This is a genomic window from Thalassobacillus devorans, from assembly GCF_900176565.1.
Classification (GTDB): Bacteria; Bacillota; Bacilli; order Bacillales; family Halobacillaceae; genus Thalassobacillus; species Thalassobacillus devorans_A.
The window spans coordinates 910,022-929,599 of record NZ_FXEH01000005.1; the positions used below are offsets into that span (position 1 = coordinate 910,022).

Genomic DNA, 19,578 nt, shown 5'->3' on the forward strand with positions numbered 1-19,578 from the left:
ACTTGAATCCTTCTACTTCGTTAAACTATCCTGAATTATAAATAAGAATAAGAAGGGGAAATATCCCCTTCTTATAGTAAAATTACTGTTCTTTTCTCAATCTGCGGATATCTAATTTAGTTAAAATCGATACGACTAAGGCGATGACAAAAAATCCGGCAAAATAAATCAGGCTGCTTTCATAACTTCCCGTGGCGTCTTTCATCCAGGCTGAAAAAGAAGGTCCAACTAACCCTGCTGCTGCCCAGGCCGTCAGCAAATAACCATGGATTGCCCCCAGCTCTTTCGTGCCGAATAGATCTCCTATGAATGCTGGCAACGTAGAAAAACCACCACCATAACAGGTATAGATGACAGCCAGGAATATAACGAAAAGCGCCGTAACGGTTGTCCAAGGCAATAAGATGAACAAGGCTATTTGCAGAATGAAAAAAATCAAATAAGTATTTCCTCTTCCAATGTAGTCAGATAAGCTCGCCCATCCGATTCGACCAGCACCATTGAAAATCCCCATTACCCCAACTAAGGTAGCTGCGGCTGCTGTGCTCATTCCAACGCTTTCCACCGCCAAAGGTTTGGCCGCTGATATGACAGCGATTCCACATGTTACATTAATGAAAAGCATAATCCAAAGATAATAAAATCTTTTTGTTTTCAACGACTTCTTAGCACTCATATATGCAAGGTCTTTTTTATTATCTTCCCCTGTATCTCCTTCGAACCCTTCTGGCTTCCAGCCTTCAGGCGGTCTCTCTATATATAAAGAAGACAGAATCATAACGGCAAAATAGCTTGCACCTAAAATATAGAATGTCATCGCAATGCCGACGCTGTTAATCAAAAAGTCCATGACTGGACTGGCAATAGCCGCCGCAAAACCGAATCCCATGATTGCCATGCCGGTAGCCAGACCTCGCCGGTCAGGGAACCATTTGACCAGCGTTGAAACGGGTGCTATATAACCGACTCCTAGTCCGATGCCGCCTAAAGCACCATAAAAGAAGTAAAGAAGCCAAAGTGATTCCATCTGGACGGCAAACCCGGAGCCGAAAACCCCAATCCCAAAGAATATGGCCGCTGTAATCCCAGCTACCCTCGGACCATATTTTTCTACAAACCAGCCTAAGAAAGCTGCTGATAAACCTAAGAATAATATAGCAAGACTAAAAGTGAACTGAACTTGACTGGAAGTCCAGCCAAATTGATCACTCAATGGCGTAGTGAAGTTGCTCCATGCATAGACAGAACCAATGGAAATATGGATGCCTACGGCACATAAAGCAATTAACCAGCGGTTTTTCACTTTCCCATTTGACATATTAACCCTCCATCACTATTAATTGGTAAACTCACTAATATAGACATTTCCTTTCTCGCTGTAACTAAAACTTAAAATATTCATAAAATGTTCATATTTCATACCTGCTTAGTTATTTCTCCATATTCTTTCCGCTATACAAAAAAACGATGCAGCCTCTCTTTAGAGAAAGTATGCATCGTTTTTCGCAAAAACTTACAAAACATGATTATTTCCGGGGAAATAATCATGTTTTCGATCCATTTCCCACCTGGTAATGAGACCACTCAGGCGGGAAAAGACTTAAGTACTTATTGGTAAGAAAGCGATCATCTACTAAAAGTATCGCCCCATGGTCTTTTTCTGAGCGTATCAATCTCCCACCAGCTTGCAGCACTTTATTCATGCCCGGGTAAACATAAGCATAGTCATACCCAGGTTTACCTTTTTCATTAAAATGGTCCTTAATTAAATTCCGTTCCATACTTGTTGGAGACAACCCTATCCCTACGACGGCAACACCGTTCAAACGGTCACCCCTCAAATCGACCCCTTCAGAAAAAACGCCGCCCAAAACTGCAAAACCTACCAGCTTCTGTTTATCCCCTTCCTGGAAGCTGCCGAGAAAGTCATCCCGTTCTTGCTCTGTCATGCCTTGACTCTGGATAATTGAGCGGTACTTTTTACCTTGCCTGTTCCGTTTCAACCATTCGGCATAGACAAGTTCCATATAGTGATAGGAAGGAAAGAAAAATAAATGATTTCCCTTCACGTTATCCACCATAGTATATAAGTTTTCTGCCAGCTGTACGCTTGTTCTTTCGCGATCTTTATACCTCGTTGATAGAGGCTGTACCGTTATATCCACTTGCTCATAATCATACGGGGATGCCAGCTGGAGAATGTAATCTTCTTTTTTTCCTCCAAGCATATCTTTATAATAAGCAAATGGTGACAATGTTGCCGAAAAAAACACAGAAGCACGATAGTTCTTGGTTACCTCTTTCAGCAAATAGGAAGGATCGACACAAAACAAGCGAAGAAGCAGATTGTTTTTTTCTATCGTCCCATAAATGACGTAATGATCATCTACCAGCTGCATAACTTTCAAGAAATTCTGTGCTGCAAAAAATGTTTCTAATAACAAATCATTTTCATGCCGTTCCGGTTCTTCCCGCAACTCTAATTCCGCTTTTGTTATGAAATGTTCAACAGCTTCTTCTATCATTCCTGGAACTTCTTCTAAAATAAAGGACTCCTTGCCCCTATGCTCCTTTAACAAATAATCAAAAGCAGCACTTACGTATTCAATGGCTTCAGCCAGTTCTCCCCCATGATAAAGCTCCTGAAGATCATAGAATAGACCTCCTGACAATTCGGCGGAGTACATTTCCCGTGACCTTTCTACAAGGTTATGGGACTCATCGACAAGCAGTGCAGTTTCTTTTCTGTCCTCCTGAGCCATTCGCTTTAAAGAAACCCTGGGATCAAAAATGTAATTATAGTCACCAATCACCACATCTACGATATAGGCAAGGTCCAGGGAGAATTCAAATGGACACACCCGGTGCTTTCTTGCATATGCTTCGATTACGTTTCGTGTCATCCGGGTTTCATTGCGAAGAATATCTACCATCGCTTCGTTCACCCGATCATAGTAGCCATCTGCGAATTCACAGTATTCAGGCTGGCAAATAGTTTCTTCCTGAAAGCAAATCTTGTCTTTTGCTGTTAATGTAACCGAACGAAGCCGCAAGCCCTTCTCTTCCATTAGAGCCAAAGCTTCCTCCGCAGTCATTCGGGTAATAGTTTTCGCCGTCAAATAAAAAAGCCGTTCGGTATCGGAATCTCCCATAGCTTTGATGGCGGGGAACAATGTCGACACCGTTTTTCCAATGCCAGTCGGGGCCTGGCCAAATAAATTACGCTCTTCTTTAAGTGTTTTATAAACAGCACCTGCAAGCTTCCGTTGTCCTGGCCGGTAAGATGGAAAGGGAAAATCCAAATCAGGGATGCTCTTTGTTTTCTCCTCTCTAATATGAACTAAAATCCTCGCATAAGATGTATAGGCTGCAATTGTTTCTTCCATAAAAGCGGATAGTTCGTCAAAACGGCAGGTTTGAATAAACCGTTTCTTTTCTTTCGTTGTTTTTTGAACATAAGTCACCTGTACATGAATTTCATCCAATTCGTGATCCAGGGCATAAATATAGGCATACCCTTTTGCCTGTGCCCAGTAGACAGGGAAACTTTCTTCCGTTAATTCATCCAAAGGCATGGAGGTTGACTTGATTTCGTCGATCACTACCCCTTTATCCGTTTTTAACAACCCATCACAACGGCCATGCACTATAATTTTCATATCGCCGCTATGAAACTCTGTCTTTAAAAATACCTCTTTTTCATCTTCCCCTTTATACTCCCGCTGTACATGTTGATGAATCAGCGTTCCTTCCAATAAAGAGCTGCTTGAACGGAAGCGGTTATCAATATTTCCGCCACGATAGACATATTCAACTAACGATCGGACAGAAATCTTCATTTCATTCATTATTTTCACCTTCATTTATAGGAAATCCTTTAGTCACGGACATGTTCTTTAGAAATTTATCGAATCAATTATAATAAACGTTTGTCTGCTAGAATATTACTATTAGTAAGAATCAAAATAATTTCCACAACCCGTTGATTCAGCATATAATAGAAATAATAAAACACATAATACAGGTGTGATACTGTGAAAAATAAATGGTTCGTAACCGGAATTATGGCCATCATCTTATTGACAGGCCTTTTTATTATAACTACTACACAAGAACAGCCTGGTAACAATAATGATACGCCCCAGGAAACACAAGAGCAAGCAGACAAAAATAATGATACTACTGAAGAAGATAGTGCTGAAACAGAAGCCCCCGAAGAGGAACATAGCATTGGGGAGGATCTGAAAGAATCCTTTACCAATGTGATAGAAAACGCTGTCGGTTTATTTATTAAAAAAGATCTAAAAATTGTAGCACTTGGAGACTCATTGACCCAAGGAGTCGGTGATGATTCTGATAACGGTGGGTATGTTGGTATCCTGGAAGATAATTTGGAAAATGAAGAGCTTAATCCCAACTTAATGATTGAGAATTATGGTAAACGGGGAAACCGCACCGATCAACTCATTGAACGTATGAAAACAGAAGAAATATCAAGTTCCCTGGAGGATACCGATATCGTTTTGATTACGATTGGTGCTAACGATGTCATGAAAGTAATCAAAGACAACTTCCAGGACCTTGATTACCAGGACTTTGTTGAGCAGCATGAGCAATACGAACAAAATCTGAATCAGATTTTCCAAATGATCCTTGAGAAAAATCCGGATGCGAGCATTTACCACCTTGGCCTCTTCAACCCTTTCGCCGGCTATTTCAACAATATCCCGGAAATGGGAGACATCATGAGTGACTGGAACCAAATAGGAATTAAAGTTTCCGAAGAATATGAAGAGGTTACTTTCATACCGATCGAAGACCTGTTTGTAAACCCGGAAGAAACCTTGCTTTGGGAAGATCATTTTCACCCAAATACAAAAGGCTATAAACTTATTGCCGAACGCGTGTTAGAATATATAAAACCGGACATTGAACGAAGTGAATAAACCGGTATAAAAAAATTATCATCTATCAGGTGGAATGCTATGAAAGCCTTAGACTTTAAAAATAAATGGAAAGTATTATTTTTGGCCTTGGCCGCATTGAATATCGGTATTGTTCTCTGGATTCTGGCTATGATTTTTTTACCGACTTCTTATACACTCGTCAATGTAGACAACCAGGAGCAGAGCGATGAAGCGGAATTTACGATTGTTTCGACAAAGGAAAATATGGAGCAGCTTGTCAATGAATTTTTAAATGAACTCCCGAGTGATGAAGATATGAATTTTTCTGTTTCACTCGAGCGCAATGTTGAATTGAAAGGCAACATTAAAGCTTTCGATCAGAAGATACCTTTGACTGTGAGCTTTGAACCGATCGTTCAAGAAAATGGCGATGTCATTCTCCAGCAGGAGGGCATATCGCTTGGGAAGCTTCCTTTGCCTAATAAAAAAGTATTAGAGTATGTCGATAAGAGTTTTGACCTGCCGGAATGGGTCATCGTCAACCCAAATGAAGAAAATATCTACGTAGCGGTCACCGATATGAAGCCAGCAAGTAACTTCGACCTTAGAGTTGATCGCTTCAACCTTAAAACGAACCAATTGGCTTTTAAAATTCGTGTCCCGAACCAGAGTTTCCGGTTTGCTCACGACTTCGCCCAGAAAAACTTTTAACATGAAACCACCCGTCAGCTTTTCTGACGGGTGGTTTCATGTTTATTCATATAATTCAGATGGGATTTGTTTTAAAAACGGACTCATTTCATCTCGATAACAAATGTCCAATTCATGCATCGCCCTTGTACAAGCGGTATAAAACAGCTTTCGTTCATTTTCACGATAGTAGGTGGCTGCCGATGCATCTGGAATAATGACGGAATCAAATTCTATCCCTTTCGCTAAGTAAACCGGAAGGACCATCAGCCCCTTCTCAAAGGTCTGAGACTCTTTATAAATAAAGCGGGGAGAAAATTCATCTTGCAGGCTTGATACAATATGCTGACAATCCTCTTTTGTTCGACCAAGAATTGCGATCGTCTCCTGCCCTTCTTGCTGCCTCTCACGGATAGTTGCTTTTATTTGGTCCAACTGACTGGACTCACTAACAGCTAAGTGGATGCGCGGCAGCCTGCCGTCACGATTGAATGCCTGGATTTCATGCCCACCCGGCACAATCTTGCTTGTAAATTCTACGATTGGCTTGGTGGAACGATAGCTGCGCATCAATTTCATTCGTTCTACATGCTCATAACCACCTGCAGCTTCTAATATGGTCGGTGATTCTCCTACATTAGCCAATATCGCCTGATTGTAATCGCCTAATAATGTAAAATGTGCATTTGGGAACAATTGTCTGATGAACTCAAACTGAAAAGGAGTATAATCCTGCGCTTCGTCAATGAACACATATTGGATAACCGGATTAATCTTCCTGCCCTCGATTTGATCCTGCAAGTATAAATAAGGAGTGACCTCTTCCGCATGGAGTATGTTAGATTGTAAAGCAGCGATAGACTTCTCACCTATCCGTTTCCAATTATCCGGATAGGAAACAGGCAAATCGTGCTCATATAGCCCTTGGTAAATTTTCCGTAAATGAATGAATTTCAGCTTTTTTATTTTCTTTCTTAACGGTCGCAGGCTTCGCTCTACTACTACCCTCGTCAGGAGCTCCTCTTCTCTTTGATAGTCATCAAATGTCTCTTCGTTGAATTGCTGATTCTTTTGCAATGACTTGTAGGCATCCAGATAATCTTTTTTGTCCATGAAAGCAGCTTCTTCTACCGGCCAATCTTTCTCAATCTCCCGCTTCTCCAGTTTCTTAACTTTTTCCAGCAGCCACTCCATAACCTGTTCTATTTTGTTCGGAATAGACATAGCAGCATCCAGCTGATAAAAATAGTTAGAAATTTCATTAGCCGTGACTATCCGCTCCCCGCGGAACTTTATATTGCGAAAATGCATTCCTTTTTTAGCAAGATCTTTAACATATTCATCAATCAAGTGCTTGAATTCCAACCCAGCCTTGAAATGAATGCCATCGATTCGGGCGTCAGCGCCATCATCTTGAGAAGTTAACAGATATTCTAACTGTTCAAACGGCGTTTCTAATTTATATTCATCATCCAGGCGCTGTGCTGCATATTCCTGAAATGTATTCTGTCTCATGTTCTCTTCTCCCAATTCAGGAAGAACGGATGAAACATAGCTGATGAACATTTGATTGGGAGAAAATAATAACACTTGATCGGCACGAATTGTTTTCCGGTAGCGGTAGAGCAAATAAGCAATCCGCTGCATCGCAGCAGAAGTTTTTCCACTTCCCGCAACACCTTGCACGACAAGCATTTTATTCTTCTCATAACGTATGATCCGATTCTGTTCTCTCTGGATGGTGGCAACAATACTTTTCATCTGTGATGATGCATTTCCGCCAAGCACCTGCTGGAGCAATGCATCTCCAATAGTGATGCCGGTGTCAAATAGTCCGGTTATCTTACCCTTCCGAATCAGGAATTGGCGCTTTAAGTCCATTTCACCTTCTATCTTGCCTTCTGGTGTTTCATATTCACCCGCTCCTGGGGAATAGTCGTAATACATGCTTGATATAGGGGCTCGCCAGTCATAGATAAGGAAATCATCTTCTTTTTTATCCACCAAGGAACCAATTCCTATATATACCGTTTCTTTTTCGCCTCCATCTTCTGTAAAATCAATTCGGGCAAAATAAGGGGAATCTTCCAGGCGATTATATAGTTTGATTGACTTATAAAATTGACCGTGGCTTCTTTCACGCTCAGACAATAGTTCTGCCTGCTGCTTTATACTGGCATACGTTTCAATCACTTCGTCCGGTTCATCGATATTGACGGTAACATCGTCCCAGAAGTTTTTACGTAGATCAATTATATTTTCTTTCAGTTGTCCCGTGTTCTGTTCAAGAGCCGTCCTTTTTGTACGGATTAGCTCAATAATATTATCGACACGTGATTGTTCAAGCTCCCATATACTTTTCTTCTCCATCGGCCTCACTCCCCAACTTTTTATCTGTTCCACTTGACAAGAGATTTTCAATGCTGTAAAATTATAATTGGATATTTATAATTAAATCGTCATAAAATGGATAGACGTTTCTTATTTTACTATACGTTGAAAACAGATACAATATGTAAAGGGCACTTTTGTGTCCTTTTTTGTTTGCGCAGGCTAATCCCTATCACATTCGTAGGTATTAGACGTTATGATATGTTAAAATCAATGATATATACAGACCTAAAGGATGTGACGACATGAAAGTAGTAAATAACATGGCTGAACTAATCGGAGATACACCCTTAGTCAAATTGAATCGGCTGTCACCGGAAAACGGAGCGGATATCTACTTGAAACTGGAAATGTTCAATCCAAGTGGAAGTGTCAAAGACCGGGCAGCTTATAATATGATTGTAGAGGCTGAAAAAGCCGGGCATTTAAAGGAAGGATCGGTTATCATCGAACCGACCAGCGGCAATACCGGTATAGGTCTGGCTATGAATGCTGCCGCAAAAGGCTATCGCGCTATTTTGGTCATGCCTGATACCATGACCCAGGAGCGGATCAATTTATTAAAAGCCTACGGTGCTGAAATTGTTTTGACACCAGGAGCAGATAAAATGCCAGGAGCGATTGAAAAGGCAAAAGAGTTAGTCGCAGAAACACCGGGTGGTTTTATGCCAATGCAATTTGAAAACGAAGCAAACCCGGACGCCCATCGTCATACAACAGCTACAGAAATTATCAAGGCTATGGAAAAGCTCGGTAAACCGTTATCCGCCTTTGTTTCAACCGCTGGAACAGGAGGTACGATCACAGGTACCGGTGAAGAGCTTAAAAAACATTTCAAAGATATGACGATTCATGTAGCAGAACCAGCTGGCTCCCCTGTTTTATCAGGAGGTAAACCTGGAAAGCATAAACTAGTGGGCACAAGTCCAGGGTTTATTCCGAGTATCCTCAACCAGGATGTTTATGATGAAATCTTTAAGATAGAAGATGATGATGCCTATGACATCACCCGACGTCTGGCACGTGAAGAAGGTATTTTAGTAGGAACTTCTGCAGGAGCTGCATGCTATGCAGCTATCCAGACAGCAAAACAGAAAGAGCCCGGTGATATTGTCGTTGCTATCGCCCCGGATACAGGCGAACGCTATCTCTCCGGTGACCTCTTCCGTATATAAACATCTTTTGACAGATAATCGAGTATGAAATCGGATAGATTTTATACTCGATTTTTTGTGATGCTTATGGAAAGCGAAAGTTATTTTTTTCTTTTTTTATTAGAATAATAAGCTTTACATTCGGTAAAGGTCTCGGAAACGCAGGTGCCAGCCGAGATGGTAGGAAAGCACACGTAACAAAATAATTACAAAAAACAGGAGGTACATTTCAAAGGTATGATTGATATCCACCCATCCTAAGCCGATGGCTAACCCGGCAAACATTGCCCATACCGCATAAATCTCCTGGTGCAGCACCATCGGCTTCCGCTGCGCCAATACATCTCTGGTCATTCCTCCGCCAACCCCCGTCAAAATTGCAGCAAAAATGACGCCCCCTAACGGAAATCCAGCGGCCACCGCAAAAGCGCCACCCTGAAGAGCAAAAGCTGATAGTCCAATAGCATCAAGGTAAATATTCCAGCGATCCCAGAATAGCACCCAGCTTTTCGGAAAAAAATAGACGATGGCTATGGTTGCTACAGCTATGTAGAAAAGATATCCCTGTTCCCATACGTGAACGACAGGTACATCCAGCGCAATATTCCTTATTATTCCCCCAGCGAAAGGCGTGGCAATCCCCAGCATAAATGTCCCGAATATATCGTAACGCTCACTTAAAGCAACAATCGCTCCACTAAAAGCGAAAGCTGCTACGGCGACAATATTAAGTATTTCCCAAGTCATGAATAACGCTACCCTTCAACAATCTTTTAAACTTTATATTATCAGGATTAACCCAGGAGCACCACCGATTCTTACTTATTTGACTTCTGATAGTCTAAAATAAAGATTCTAAACATGGTTGTGACACTAAACATGTAGCTAAATTACCTAAGACCTATATTTTTTCATACTTTTCTATTATTGTTGCAATTTGCCACAAGGAAATCTTATGATAATGCCGAATTAAGTTTGTATAGAAGTATGGCTACAGTGAGGAAGCGGTTAAATGAGAACATGGCTGATCAAGCTTAGAAAAGAAAAAAGGTATACCCAGCAGGAAGTAGCATCCAAGGTTCATATCGATCGAGCCTATTATGCACAAATCGAAAACGGAACAAGAAATCCTAGTATTTTTGTCGCCAAACAAATCGCTGATTTTTTTCATATTCATCCTTCGGTATTTTTCACGGAGCATATCAGCGACCCGTTTCAAACGGCATTACTGCATTCCCCGATAGTTCTCGCCCATTGCGGAAGAGATTTGCGCTATACTTGGGTTTTTAATGCTCCCCCTCCCCACGGTGAAGAAATTCTCCTCGGGAAAAGGGATGATGAATTGGATGAAAACGAAGGAACATTAGAATTGATGAAAATGAAACAAGATGTAATCCATAACGGAAAGCCCCTCAGAAAACAGATAAGCTTTCCCCTTCACGAAGAGCTTGTCACCTATGATATTTACGCACAGCCAATTTACGATCCACCAGGTACTATCATTGGGGCAGCTACATGTTCAACCAGGCTTTCCTGACGGGGTGAAAGGAGTCGAACGCATGGAAAACCTATCTTATGAAATGCTGGTACAAGCCTATCGCGCTGCCCTCCAGTTAAATGTAGACGAGGATTTTATAAAGCTATTGAAAAATGAACTGAGACGCAGGGAAGACAAAAGAGGAAAAACATCCCCAAGTTTCCCCTCTACCCGATAACCTCTTTATGACCTCCTTCATATATTCCATTAGAAAAACTTGGCTTATCGCCAAGTACTTATGGCGAAAGCCTTAGATTTTCTTATACTTTAATCCTTTAACAAAGTTAAACATTCTTAAAGTATAAAAAAGGACGCAGTTTCCTGCGCCCTTTAACAAACTCTCCTATCACCTGTTCAATCGTTCTTTCACCCAATTGATCAAGCCGCCCATCAAGATGAATTCTAACTGTCTTGGTGATAAAGCGTGCTCTACTTTAATTGTTTTGTCTTTCCCTTTCACCTTCACTTCCAATTGATTACTTTCCTGAATTTTATCCCGCAGCTGATTGAATTGCAGAATATCCCCTTGTTCAAGAACATTCCAATCTTCTTCATTGACAAAAGTAACGGGTAATATACCGAAGTTGGCCAGGTTCTGCCAGTGAATTCTGGCAAAGTCTTTCACAATAGCTACTTTCAACCCTAAATACCGGGGAGCTAAGGCAGCATGCTCACGACTGGATCCTTGCCCATAGTTTTGACCTCCAACGATAGCATGACCACCCTTGTCGCGAATTTTCATTGCCCGATCATAATAAGTCTCATCTACAATTTCAAAACAAAACTTACTGATTTCCGGAAGGTTGCTTCGGTATGGCAAGACCCTTGCTCCTCCTGCCAAAATTTCATCTGTGGAGATATCATCGCCCATTTTTAGAAGAATAGGAACTTCCAAATCTTCAGGAAGTGCGTCCATTTTAGGTATCGTAGCAATATTAGGCCCTTTAACCAGTTCTACCTGCTTCGCTTCTTCTTCCGGGAGTGGCTCCTGGAGTAAATCGACGTCAACTGTCGGATTTTTTGGTTCTTCCACTTTTGGATATTTCATATCAAATGTTCTTGGATCCGTAATCACCCCAGTAAGCGCAGAAGCAGCAGCGGTTTCGGGACTGACTAGAAATACGCGGTCTTCTTTTGTACCTGACCTTCCCGGGAAGTTACGCGGGGTCGTCCGCAAACTATTCCTGCCTGTAGCCGGTGCCTGCCCCATTCCAATACAACCGTTACAGCCAGCCTGGTGCAATCGTCCGCCTGCCTGGATAAAGTTCGCAATGTGCCCCTCCTTCGAAAGGTCAAGCAACATTTGGCGGGATGTAGGGTTTAAATCAAACGAAACATTTTCAGCAACTTTGCGACCTTCCACTATTTTTGAAGCGATAGCAAAATCGCGATAACCAGGATTTGCTGAAGACCCGATATAGGACTGATAAATTGGTTCGCCCGCTACTTCACGGACAGGCACTACATTTCCTGGACTTGTGGGCTTGGCAATCATCGGCTCTAACTCGGACAGGTTTATTTCTTCTTCTAAATCATAAGTAGCACCTTCATCTGCAACAAGTTCGATCCACTCATCTTCCCTTTGCTCCTGCTTCATGAATCTTCTTGTTTCTTCATCAGATGGAAAAACTGTGCCGGTAGCTCCAAGTTCTGCTCCCATGTTGGCGATAACATGGCGATCCATAGCAGAAAGGTTCTTAACTCCAGGACCATAATATTCAAATACATGGTTAGCTGCTGCTTTGACTCCATGCCTTCGGAGCATTTCCAGAATGACGTCTTTAGCACTTACCCACTCAGGCAGCTCCCCCGTCACTTTTACGCCCCATACTTTCGGCATTTTAACATAAAATGGCTCTCCAGCTATTGCCATGGCCACATCGATTCCTCCAGCTCCGATTGCCAGCATTCCCATACAACCATTCGCGCATGTATGACTATCTGAACCCAATAAAGTTTTTCCGGGTCTTGCTAAGCGCTGCATATGAACCGGGTGGCTGACTCCGTTCCCGGGTTTGCTGTAATAAAGGCCGAATCGTTTTGCAGCACTTTGTAGAAACAAATGGTCATCCGGGTTCTTACTATCCTCTTGAATCAAATTGTGGTCGACATACTGGGCAGATGCTTCCGTTTTCGCCCGATCAACCCCCATCGCTTCTAACTCTAACATGACCATTGTCCCAGTAGCATCCTGGGTCAATGTCTGGTCAATTTTCAAACCGATTTCTGCGCCCGGGGTCATTTCACCCGAGACCAGATGATCCTTAATCAATTTTTGCGCTACATTCAACCCCATCTTATTCCTCCTTTTCATGAATAACTAGTAAGTATTTACATTCGACACAGTATTATCCTGTATATGTCTTTACCCGTGCCCGACTAATAGTATTCGCTATATTTTATTAGAAATACTTTTCACTCCATTAAGTTCCGGGTGAGGAATATTCAAATTGACGACTAAACATCATTAACCATAAAAAAATGCACCCGCATTAGCTGCGAGTGCATGTGATATTATTATTTTTCTTCTACTACTGGCATATCTTCTTTTACCCAGGCGTCAAAGCCGCCTTCAAGGTTTTTGACATCTTTATAGCCGTTTTTCTGCAAGACACTTGTAGCAATAGCAGAGCGTGCACCAGATAAGCAATGAACAATTGGTGTTTTTCCTTCAGGGATTTCATCCAACCGATCTGGAAGTGTACCGATAAAGATATGCTTGGCATCTTCAAGGTGTCCTTCATTCCACTCCGACTCTTCACGGACGTCAATGGTCACATAGTCATCATCATTACTATATTTTTCATGAAGTTCTTTTGGTGAAATATTCTCATACATTTCCAGGTTGGATTGTTTGGATACCTCTTCTGCTTTTACATAAGCGACAGCTCGATCAAGGGCGATGGATTGCAAAATGAGGTTGATATCATACGTGTCTTCCTCATTAGCGATTAATACAATATCTTTATCATAATCCATCATCCAGCCTGCCCAGTTGGCAAAAGATTTATTGAATGGAATATTGATTGTTTCTTCCAAGTGACCCTTGGCATATTCCTGCTTTGGACGCGTATCCAAAATAATAGCATCCTCTTTCTTATAGTCTTCTAATTTATCAATAGAAATTTGCTCTAAATCTTTATCTTCCAGGAAATCTGGTCCTTCTTTGTTGATCTTCTTCATCATTGCAAAGTATTTTGGTGGTTCAGGCTGACCATCAAGAAGGTTTTTCACAAACTCATCTTCATTTTCCTCTTTGACCGCCCAGTTATTGATTTTTTCATAACCGACGGTTGAAGTTGGAACAGCACCAAGAGACTTACCACAGGCACTGCCGGCACCATGGCCTGGCCATAGCTGCACATAGTCAGGAAGCTCTTTGAACTTCTTCAAGGATTCGAACATTTGGTGAGCACCTTTTTCAGAGGTACCTTCTTCTCCGGCTGCTTTTTCAAGCAAGTCAGGACGTCCTACATCACCGACAAATACGAAGTCACCGGTAAAGATACCCATTGGCACTTCGGAACCGCCACCTTCATCTGTTAACAGGAAAGATATACTTTCTGGTGTATGACCCGGTGTATGCATGACATCAAAACGTACTTTACCGATATAAAACTTATCGCCATCGTTTAGCAGTTCATGATCGACATCATTCAGATACTGATACTTCCAGTCTCCTCCGCCTTCATTGGATAGATAAAGTTTAGCGTTCGTACGTTTGGATAATTCACGGGCTCCCGAGACGAAGTCAGCGTGAATATGCGTTTCTGTTGTAGCTGTGATGTTAAATCCCTCTGCTTCTGCTGTTTCCAGATAAGGTGTAATATCACGGGCAGGATCGACAACCAGGGCTTCTCCTGTCGCCTGGCAACCTACCATATAGGACATTTGTGCAAGATTTTCATCGAAAAAATATTTGAAATACATGAAATACCTCCGTTTCTTGTGTTTTCATTGTACATTCATTATATACCCTTATAGGTATATAGTAAACACATATGCTTATCAATAATTTTGGTTATATTATACCCATAGCCGTTTGTGAAATATTTAAACCCAACGATTTTTTTCGTTAGGCTCTGTTAAACGCAAGGAGGGCCGGGAAATTGCGAGACTCCTCAAAAATGATACGCATTTCCTTCGTACGGTGTCTATTCAAGAAGCTTATCAAAGTCCAGTGGGATGAACACTGAGTCTTCAAGTAAAGGGAGCTTTACTGTAATATCAACAACGAATTTTAACAGAAAAAAACCACCATATGAACTTCACCAGATTGTCTATGATATAAGACAAAGGTGTATGTTCATTGGTGGCATTCATTATTTTTCATGAAAGTAGTCATTTAGCGTATCCAGCGGGACCATTTTTTTCAATGGGGATAAAATGATCTGATTATTCTCTTCATTAACCTTTATTGCATCAATTTCATCATACGATTGATCTCTTATCCCATGCTCCATATAAGACTTCACTTCATTCATCATACCAAGCACTCGGCGGTCATGTGTCTTCGTATAAACGATTTCCTGGCCAGCTTCCAGAAAATCATCAATAATCGTCTGGTCGACCTTTAACAGCCTCAATAGTTCTCTTAACGAGCCCATCAGGACCTGGTCGATATTTTTGAACTGTTCCTGTTTCAATCCGAATAACGTAAGGTTCAATCCTGTCTCGTCATTCATCAAAAGTACACATTTTCTTCTCTGGATGGTGAAAAAATTCATGTGCCATTGATAGATTTTTGGTACCTCCACGGAGTCAGCCGACTGGATCTCCCGCTTCAATTCTTTAGCCATTTTAGCTGTAGCTCCTATTTGCATCATTGCTGCTCACCCATTTCTAAAGGTCATTCATAGTCTATCCTTCATCATAAAGGAAAATGTATGTTTATCCAAGCGTAATCATTCCTGTGAAAGAAAAACACCTCCAGCGAGGAATTGCATGAAGCAGTTACTCACTAGAGGCCTTTTATAATTATTTACTACGACGGGCAAAGTCTACGAACCTGAACTTATCCGGTCGATGTCTGGATTCTGTGAATTGAAATAACGTGGTATCTTCAAGGAATACAAAGCTCCGGATGACAACCATCTGATCATGCTCTTCGACGTCAAGCAATTCACGATCTTCCTGTGTGACAGTTTCTACCACTATTTCTTTTTTAGCATAACCGATGACAAGCTCTAATTTGTTTTCGATATATTCATATAACGAATTTTCACAAACTTCCTTTGTCAGACCTGACACAATATCTTCCCGGATATAATCTTTATCCAAGATAACTTTTTCACCGTCTATTTCTCTGGAACGAACGAGGCGCCAGATCGGTGCATTGTTCGTATTACCTAACAGTTCTGCAATCTTCCCGTCAGATTCCAATTGGTATAACTCATGTACCTTTGTTCGGATCGTCTGGCCGGAGTGATGGGTCAATTCTTTAAAACTGGTCAAACCGGAGACAGGGAATTCATATTTGTCTAAATCCAGAACAATGGATCCCTTTCCCCTCACTTTTTGTATATAACCATTTTGCGCCAATAAATGAAGGGCTTTCCGGATGGTTTCGCGGGAGGTGTCATAACGGCTGCCAAGTTCATGTTCCGAGGGAAGCCTTTCTCCCGCTTTAAAATTCCCTTCCCTTATTTCCATCACAAGCTCATGATAGATATCTAAATATTTCTTTTTCATAGTATCACCGCTATCATTCTAACATCAGTGGATGTGATAGACGACAGATTCATACGGCCTCAATCCTATTCCGTCAATGATGCTCTTGCTTGTATCCTCATAATTGCTGATCAGAATATCCACTTGTTTCCCATGGGCATTAAACTTCTCAGGCAGTTGGAATCGGGTGGCCAGTCCATAGAAATTGTTGACGACAAGCAGAGTTTCGTCCTTCCACTTACGTACATAAGCGAAAATCTGCTCATCATCCTGGAGAATCCATTCGTAATCCCCGTACGTGATAATGTCATATTCTTTTCGCAGTTGAATCAACTGTTGGTAATGATAGAATACAGAATCTTTCTGTTCCATCGCCTTTTCAGCATTGACCGTCTCATAGTTGTCAGCTATTTCGATCCATGGTTCAGCTTCAGAAAAACCGGCATTTTTGCTGTCATCCCATTGGACTGGGGTCCGTGAGTTATCCCGGGATTTCTGTTTCAAAATCTCAATGATTTCGTCTTCCGTAACCCCTTCTTCTTTCAAAATTTGATACATATTCAATGATTCTACATCCCGGTACTGGTCAATGGTATCAAAGTAAGGGTTGGTCATACCGAATTCCTCCCCTTGGTAGACATAAGGGGTTCCCTGCATCATGTGAATGGTTGTCGCCAGCATTTTTCCTGACTCTACTGGGTAATTGACGTCATCACCAAATCGGGACAGTACGCGAGGCTGGTCATGGTTGCACCAGAATAAAGCGTTCCAGCCTTTTCCGACATTCATTTCTTTCTGCCATGTAGACAGGATTTTCTTTAGCTCATAAAAATCAAAATCAGCTACGGTCCATTTTTCACCGTTCGGGTAATCGACCTTCAAATGGTGGAAATTGAAGGTCATGCTAAGTTCTTTACGTTCCGGACGTGTATAAAGAATACAATGATCAATAGTTGTTGAAGACATTTCTCCTACGGTGAGCAGGTCGTATTTTCCGAATACCTCGCGGTTCATCTCCTGCATGTATTCGTGGACACGGGGGCCGTCTGTATAATACTTACGCCCGTCTCCCGGTGCGACACTGCCATCATCATCCGGAAATGCCTGATTTTTGGAGATTAAGTTGATCACATCCAAACGGAAACCATCCACGCCTTTTTCCGCCCAAAAGCTCATCATTTCGTAAATGCTTTTTCTGACCTGTTCGTTTTCCCAATTCAAATCAGCCTGGGTGACATCAAACAGGTGCAAGTAATACTGGTCTGTCTGCTCATCATATTGCCAGGCGGAACCGCCGAATTTTGATTTCCAGTTGTTCGGGGGACCGCCATCTTTGCCATCTCTCCAAATATAGTAATCACGATACGGATTGTCCTTCGACTGCTTCGACTGTTGGAACCATTCGTGGTCAGTTGATGTATGGTTGACGACGATATCCATAATCAGCTTCATACCCCGCTCGTGTACACCGGCAATCAATTCATCAAAGTCTTTCATCGTTCCGTATTCCGGATGGATATCATAATAATCACTGATATCATATCCGTTATCCCGCTGCGGAGATTTATAAGGAGGGGTCAGCCAAAGGACATCGACCCCTAATCCGTTTAAATAATCCAGTTTTTCCACGATGCCTTGCAGATCACCGACACCATTCCCTGTCGTATCGTTAAAGCTTTTCGGGTAAATCTGGTAGACTACTGCTTTCTTCCACCATGCTTGATTCATAAAAAACACCACCAACATATAGTAATACTTAGCTAATTATATAAAAACCAGTCGTTTGTTACATAGGTAAAAATCAGCAATCGCCTCTACGCTTCGCCCACAGATAAGTGATGACCATTGGCAAGATGATGACGATCGCCATTCCTACGAAGAAAGGTCCCCATTTTCCGGCGCTGATCGACAAGAAACCAGGGATGCCGCCGACGCCAATAGAAGTAGCAGTTACCCGCGCCACTGTAATATACATACCTGCAATACCAGAAGAAATCAGCGCTATTACAAATGGATATTTAAAACGCAGGTTGACACCGAATAAAGCCGGTTCCGTGATACCAAGGTACGCTGAAATCCCTGAAGTAGAAGCCAGGCCTTTCAACTTTTCATCCTTGGTTGCAAGAAACATAGCAAATGCTGCAGAACCTTGCGCGATATTGGACAACGCAAGCATCGGCCATAGGAAAGTTGTACCTGTACTGCCAACCAGCTGTATATCAACAGCAAGGAACGTATGATGCATACCAGTGACAACTAACAGTCCGTATAAACCACCATAGATCAAACCACCTAATGCAGCAAATTGGTCAAAAATTGATACCAATCCATCGGTCAGCAAGTTTCCGACAAAGAACATCGCTGGTCCGATAAATAAGAAAGTCAAGAACCCTGTCACTAATAAGGTTGTCGGAGCAACAATCAGTAATTGTAAGGAATCCGGTATACGCTTACGCAGCCAAACTTCAGATTTAGCCAACACCCAGGAAGCTAACAAGACTGGCAGCACCTGCCCCTGGTAACCTATTTTTTCAATTTCCATTCCGAACAAGTTCCAGGTCGGGATATTGCCTTCTTTTAAAGCATTACCATAATCCCAGGCATTCATCAGGTCGGGATGAACTAAAATAAGACCAAGAACAATACCGAACAATGGACTTCCGCCGAACTTTTTCACGGCCGACCAGCCAATCAGACCTGGCAGGAATACGAAAGCCGTATTCGCAATCAGATTGATCATTTCAGCAATACCGGACCATTGAGGATAGACATCAATCAAAGATTGCTCCTCATAAAAAATACCAGGACCAGCAAGGATGTTGTTAAGACCCATCAGTAGACCAGCGGTAACAATCGCCGGAAGAATCGGTATAAAGATGTCCGCCAGTACTTTTATCGCCTTTTGAAGCGGATTCATTTTTTCTGAAGATGCCGCTTTGACATCTTCTTTTGTCTGTTCACCGATACCCGTGAGAGAAATCAACTCCTGGTACACTTTATCGACTGTACCTTGTCCGATTACAATTTGGAACTGGCCGTTAGTTGAGAAAGAACCTTTCACTGCCTCTATGTTATTAAGCTTTTCCTGATCGACATTACTTTCATCATTCAAAGCCAGCCGCAAGCGTGTGACACAATGGGTAGCGGCATTGATATATTCCTTGCCGCCGATGGCTTCTAAAATCTGTTTTGCCTGATTATTCAAATCCATTATGGTTTCCTCCCGTAA

Annotated in this window: 15 protein-coding genes; 5 read left to right on the plus strand and 10 right to left on the minus strand. The window is 41.9% G+C overall.

From position 1 onward, the window contains the following. Window positions 1-82: 82 nt before the first annotated feature. Window positions 83-1,318, minus strand: coding sequence for an L-lactate MFS transporter (locus B9Y67_RS09095; RefSeq protein ID WP_085506397.1), 1,236 nt, complete (start codon window positions 1,316-1,318; stop codon window positions 83-85). Window positions 1,319-1,544: 226 nt separating this feature from the next. After that, window positions 1,545-3,848: an ATP-dependent DNA helicase gene (locus B9Y67_RS09100; protein ID WP_254901755.1), complete on the minus strand. Its 2,304-nt coding sequence runs from the start codon at window positions 3,846-3,848 to the stop codon at window positions 1,545-1,547. Between the two features lie 186 nt (window positions 3,849-4,034). Between B9Y67_RS09100 and B9Y67_RS09105 the strand changes: the two genes are divergently transcribed. Both B9Y67_RS09105 and B9Y67_RS09110 read left to right on the plus strand, forming a co-directional pair. Beyond that, the gene (locus tag B9Y67_RS09105) at window positions 4,035-4,946 is read left to right on the plus strand and encodes an SGNH/GDSL hydrolase family protein (protein ID WP_254901756.1); all 912 of its coding nucleotides are present in this window, start codon (window positions 4,035-4,037) and stop codon (window positions 4,944-4,946) included. Window positions 4,947-4,985: 39 nt separating this feature from the next. Continuing rightward, a complete protein-coding gene (locus B9Y67_RS09110; RefSeq protein ID WP_085506398.1) occupies window positions 4,986-5,618 on the plus strand; it encodes a YpmS family protein in 633 nt (210 codons plus the stop codon). A 42-nt stretch (window positions 5,619-5,660) separates the two neighbouring features. Here the strand turns inward: B9Y67_RS09110 and helD are convergent, their stop codons facing one another. Further along, on the minus strand, window positions 5,661-7,967 hold the full coding sequence (helD, locus tag B9Y67_RS09115; RefSeq protein WP_085506399.1) for an RNA polymerase recycling motor HelD: 2,307 nt from the start codon (window positions 7,965-7,967) through the stop codon (window positions 5,661-5,663). Window positions 7,968-8,233: 266 nt separating this feature from the next. Between helD and cysK the strand changes: the two genes are divergently transcribed. Continuing rightward, on the plus strand, window positions 8,234-9,163 hold the full coding sequence (cysK, locus tag B9Y67_RS09120; protein ID WP_085506400.1) for a cysteine synthase A: 930 nt from the start codon (window positions 8,234-8,236) through the stop codon (window positions 9,161-9,163). Window positions 9,164-9,277: 114 nt separating this feature from the next. Here cysK and B9Y67_RS09125 read toward each other — a convergent pair whose 3' ends face one another. Continuing rightward, the gene (locus tag B9Y67_RS09125) at window positions 9,278-9,889 is read right to left on the minus strand and encodes a trimeric intracellular cation channel family protein (RefSeq protein WP_062442836.1); all 612 of its coding nucleotides are present in this window, start codon (window positions 9,887-9,889) and stop codon (window positions 9,278-9,280) included. A 265-nt stretch (window positions 9,890-10,154) separates the two neighbouring features. On the opposite strand from B9Y67_RS09125, the gene B9Y67_RS09130 reads away from it, so the two are divergent. Continuing rightward, a complete protein-coding gene (locus B9Y67_RS09130) occupies window positions 10,155-10,679 on the plus strand; it encodes a helix-turn-helix transcriptional regulator (protein ID WP_085506401.1) in 525 nt (174 codons plus the stop codon). A gap of 22 nt (window positions 10,680-10,701) precedes the next feature. Beyond that, window positions 10,702-10,857 carry a sporulation histidine kinase inhibitor Sda gene (locus B9Y67_RS20440; protein WP_139823763.1) on the plus strand — a complete coding sequence of 52 codons (156 nt, stop codon included), beginning with the start codon at window positions 10,702-10,704 and terminating at the stop codon, window positions 10,855-10,857. Between the two features lie 168 nt (window positions 10,858-11,025). Here the strand turns inward: B9Y67_RS20440 and B9Y67_RS09140 are convergent, their stop codons facing one another. From B9Y67_RS09140 to treP, 6 genes are all read right to left on the minus strand, one after another. Further along, window positions 11,026-12,975 (minus strand): aconitate hydratase, encoded by a 1,950-nt coding sequence (locus tag B9Y67_RS09140; protein WP_085506403.1) that lies wholly within the window; start codon window positions 12,973-12,975, stop codon window positions 11,026-11,028. Window positions 12,976-13,196: 221 nt separating this feature from the next. Next, window positions 13,197-14,609 (minus strand): MBL fold metallo-hydrolase, encoded by a 1,413-nt coding sequence (locus B9Y67_RS09145; RefSeq protein ID WP_085506404.1) that lies wholly within the window; start codon window positions 14,607-14,609, stop codon window positions 13,197-13,199. A gap of 392 nt (window positions 14,610-15,001) precedes the next feature. Then, window positions 15,002-15,505 (minus strand): DUF6933 domain-containing protein, encoded by a 504-nt coding sequence (locus B9Y67_RS09150; RefSeq protein WP_085506405.1) that lies wholly within the window; start codon window positions 15,503-15,505, stop codon window positions 15,002-15,004. 151 nt (window positions 15,506-15,656) lie between these two features. Beyond that, window positions 15,657-16,370, minus strand: coding sequence for a trehalose operon repressor (treR, locus tag B9Y67_RS09155; RefSeq protein ID WP_085506406.1), 714 nt, complete (start codon window positions 16,368-16,370; stop codon window positions 15,657-15,659). Between the two features lie 24 nt (window positions 16,371-16,394). After that, the gene (treC, locus tag B9Y67_RS09160) at window positions 16,395-18,077 is read right to left on the minus strand and encodes an alpha,alpha-phosphotrehalase (protein ID WP_085506407.1); all 1,683 of its coding nucleotides are present in this window, start codon (window positions 18,075-18,077) and stop codon (window positions 16,395-16,397) included. Between the two features lie 73 nt (window positions 18,078-18,150). Further along, entirely contained in the window at window positions 18,151-19,560 is a 1,410-nt protein-coding gene (gene treP, locus B9Y67_RS09165; protein WP_254901757.1) for a PTS system trehalose-specific EIIBC component, read from the minus strand. Window positions 19,561-19,578 lie beyond the last annotated feature (18 nt).

Bases quoted from the DNA above. Each gene is read 5' to 3' on its own strand.
- treC (WP_085506407.1), bottom strand. From the start codon at position 18,077: ATGAATCAAGCATGGTGGAAGAAAGCAGTAGTCTACCAGATTTACCCG.
- helD (WP_085506399.1), bottom strand. From the start codon at position 7,967: ATGGAGAAGAAAAGTATATGGGAGCTTGAACAATCACGTGTCGATAAT.
- B9Y67_RS09140 (WP_085506403.1), bottom strand. From the start codon at position 12,975: ATGGGGTTGAATGTAGCGCAAAAATTGATTAAGGATCATCTGGTCTCG.
- treP (WP_254901757.1), bottom strand. From the start codon at position 19,560: ATGGATTTGAATAATCAGGCAAAACAGATTTTAGAAGCCATCGGCGGC.
- B9Y67_RS09150 (WP_085506405.1), bottom strand. From the start codon at position 15,505: ATGATGCAAATAGGAGCTACAGCTAAAATGGCTAAAGAATTGAAGCGG.
- B9Y67_RS09125 (WP_062442836.1), bottom strand. From the start codon at position 9,889: ATGACTTGGGAAATACTTAATATTGTCGCCGTAGCAGCTTTCGCTTTT.
- B9Y67_RS09095 (WP_085506397.1), bottom strand. From the start codon at position 1,318: ATGTCAAATGGGAAAGTGAAAAACCGCTGGTTAATTGCTTTATGTGCC.
- B9Y67_RS20440 (WP_139823763.1), top strand. From the start codon at position 10,702: ATGGAAAACCTATCTTATGAAATGCTGGTACAAGCCTATCGCGCTGCC.
- B9Y67_RS09130 (WP_085506401.1), top strand. From the start codon at position 10,155: ATGAGAACATGGCTGATCAAGCTTAGAAAAGAAAAAAGGTATACCCAG.
- B9Y67_RS09145 (WP_085506404.1), bottom strand. From the start codon at position 14,609: ATGTATTTCAAATATTTTTTCGATGAAAATCTTGCACAAATGTCCTAT.
- B9Y67_RS09110 (WP_085506398.1), top strand. From the start codon at position 4,986: ATGAAAGCCTTAGACTTTAAAAATAAATGGAAAGTATTATTTTTGGCC.
- cysK (WP_085506400.1), top strand. From the start codon at position 8,234: ATGAAAGTAGTAAATAACATGGCTGAACTAATCGGAGATACACCCTTA.
- B9Y67_RS09100 (WP_254901755.1), bottom strand. From the start codon at position 3,848: ATGAATGAAATGAAGATTTCTGTCCGATCGTTAGTTGAATATGTCTAT.
- treR (WP_085506406.1), bottom strand. From the start codon at position 16,370: ATGAAAAAGAAATATTTAGATATCTATCATGAGCTTGTGATGGAAATA.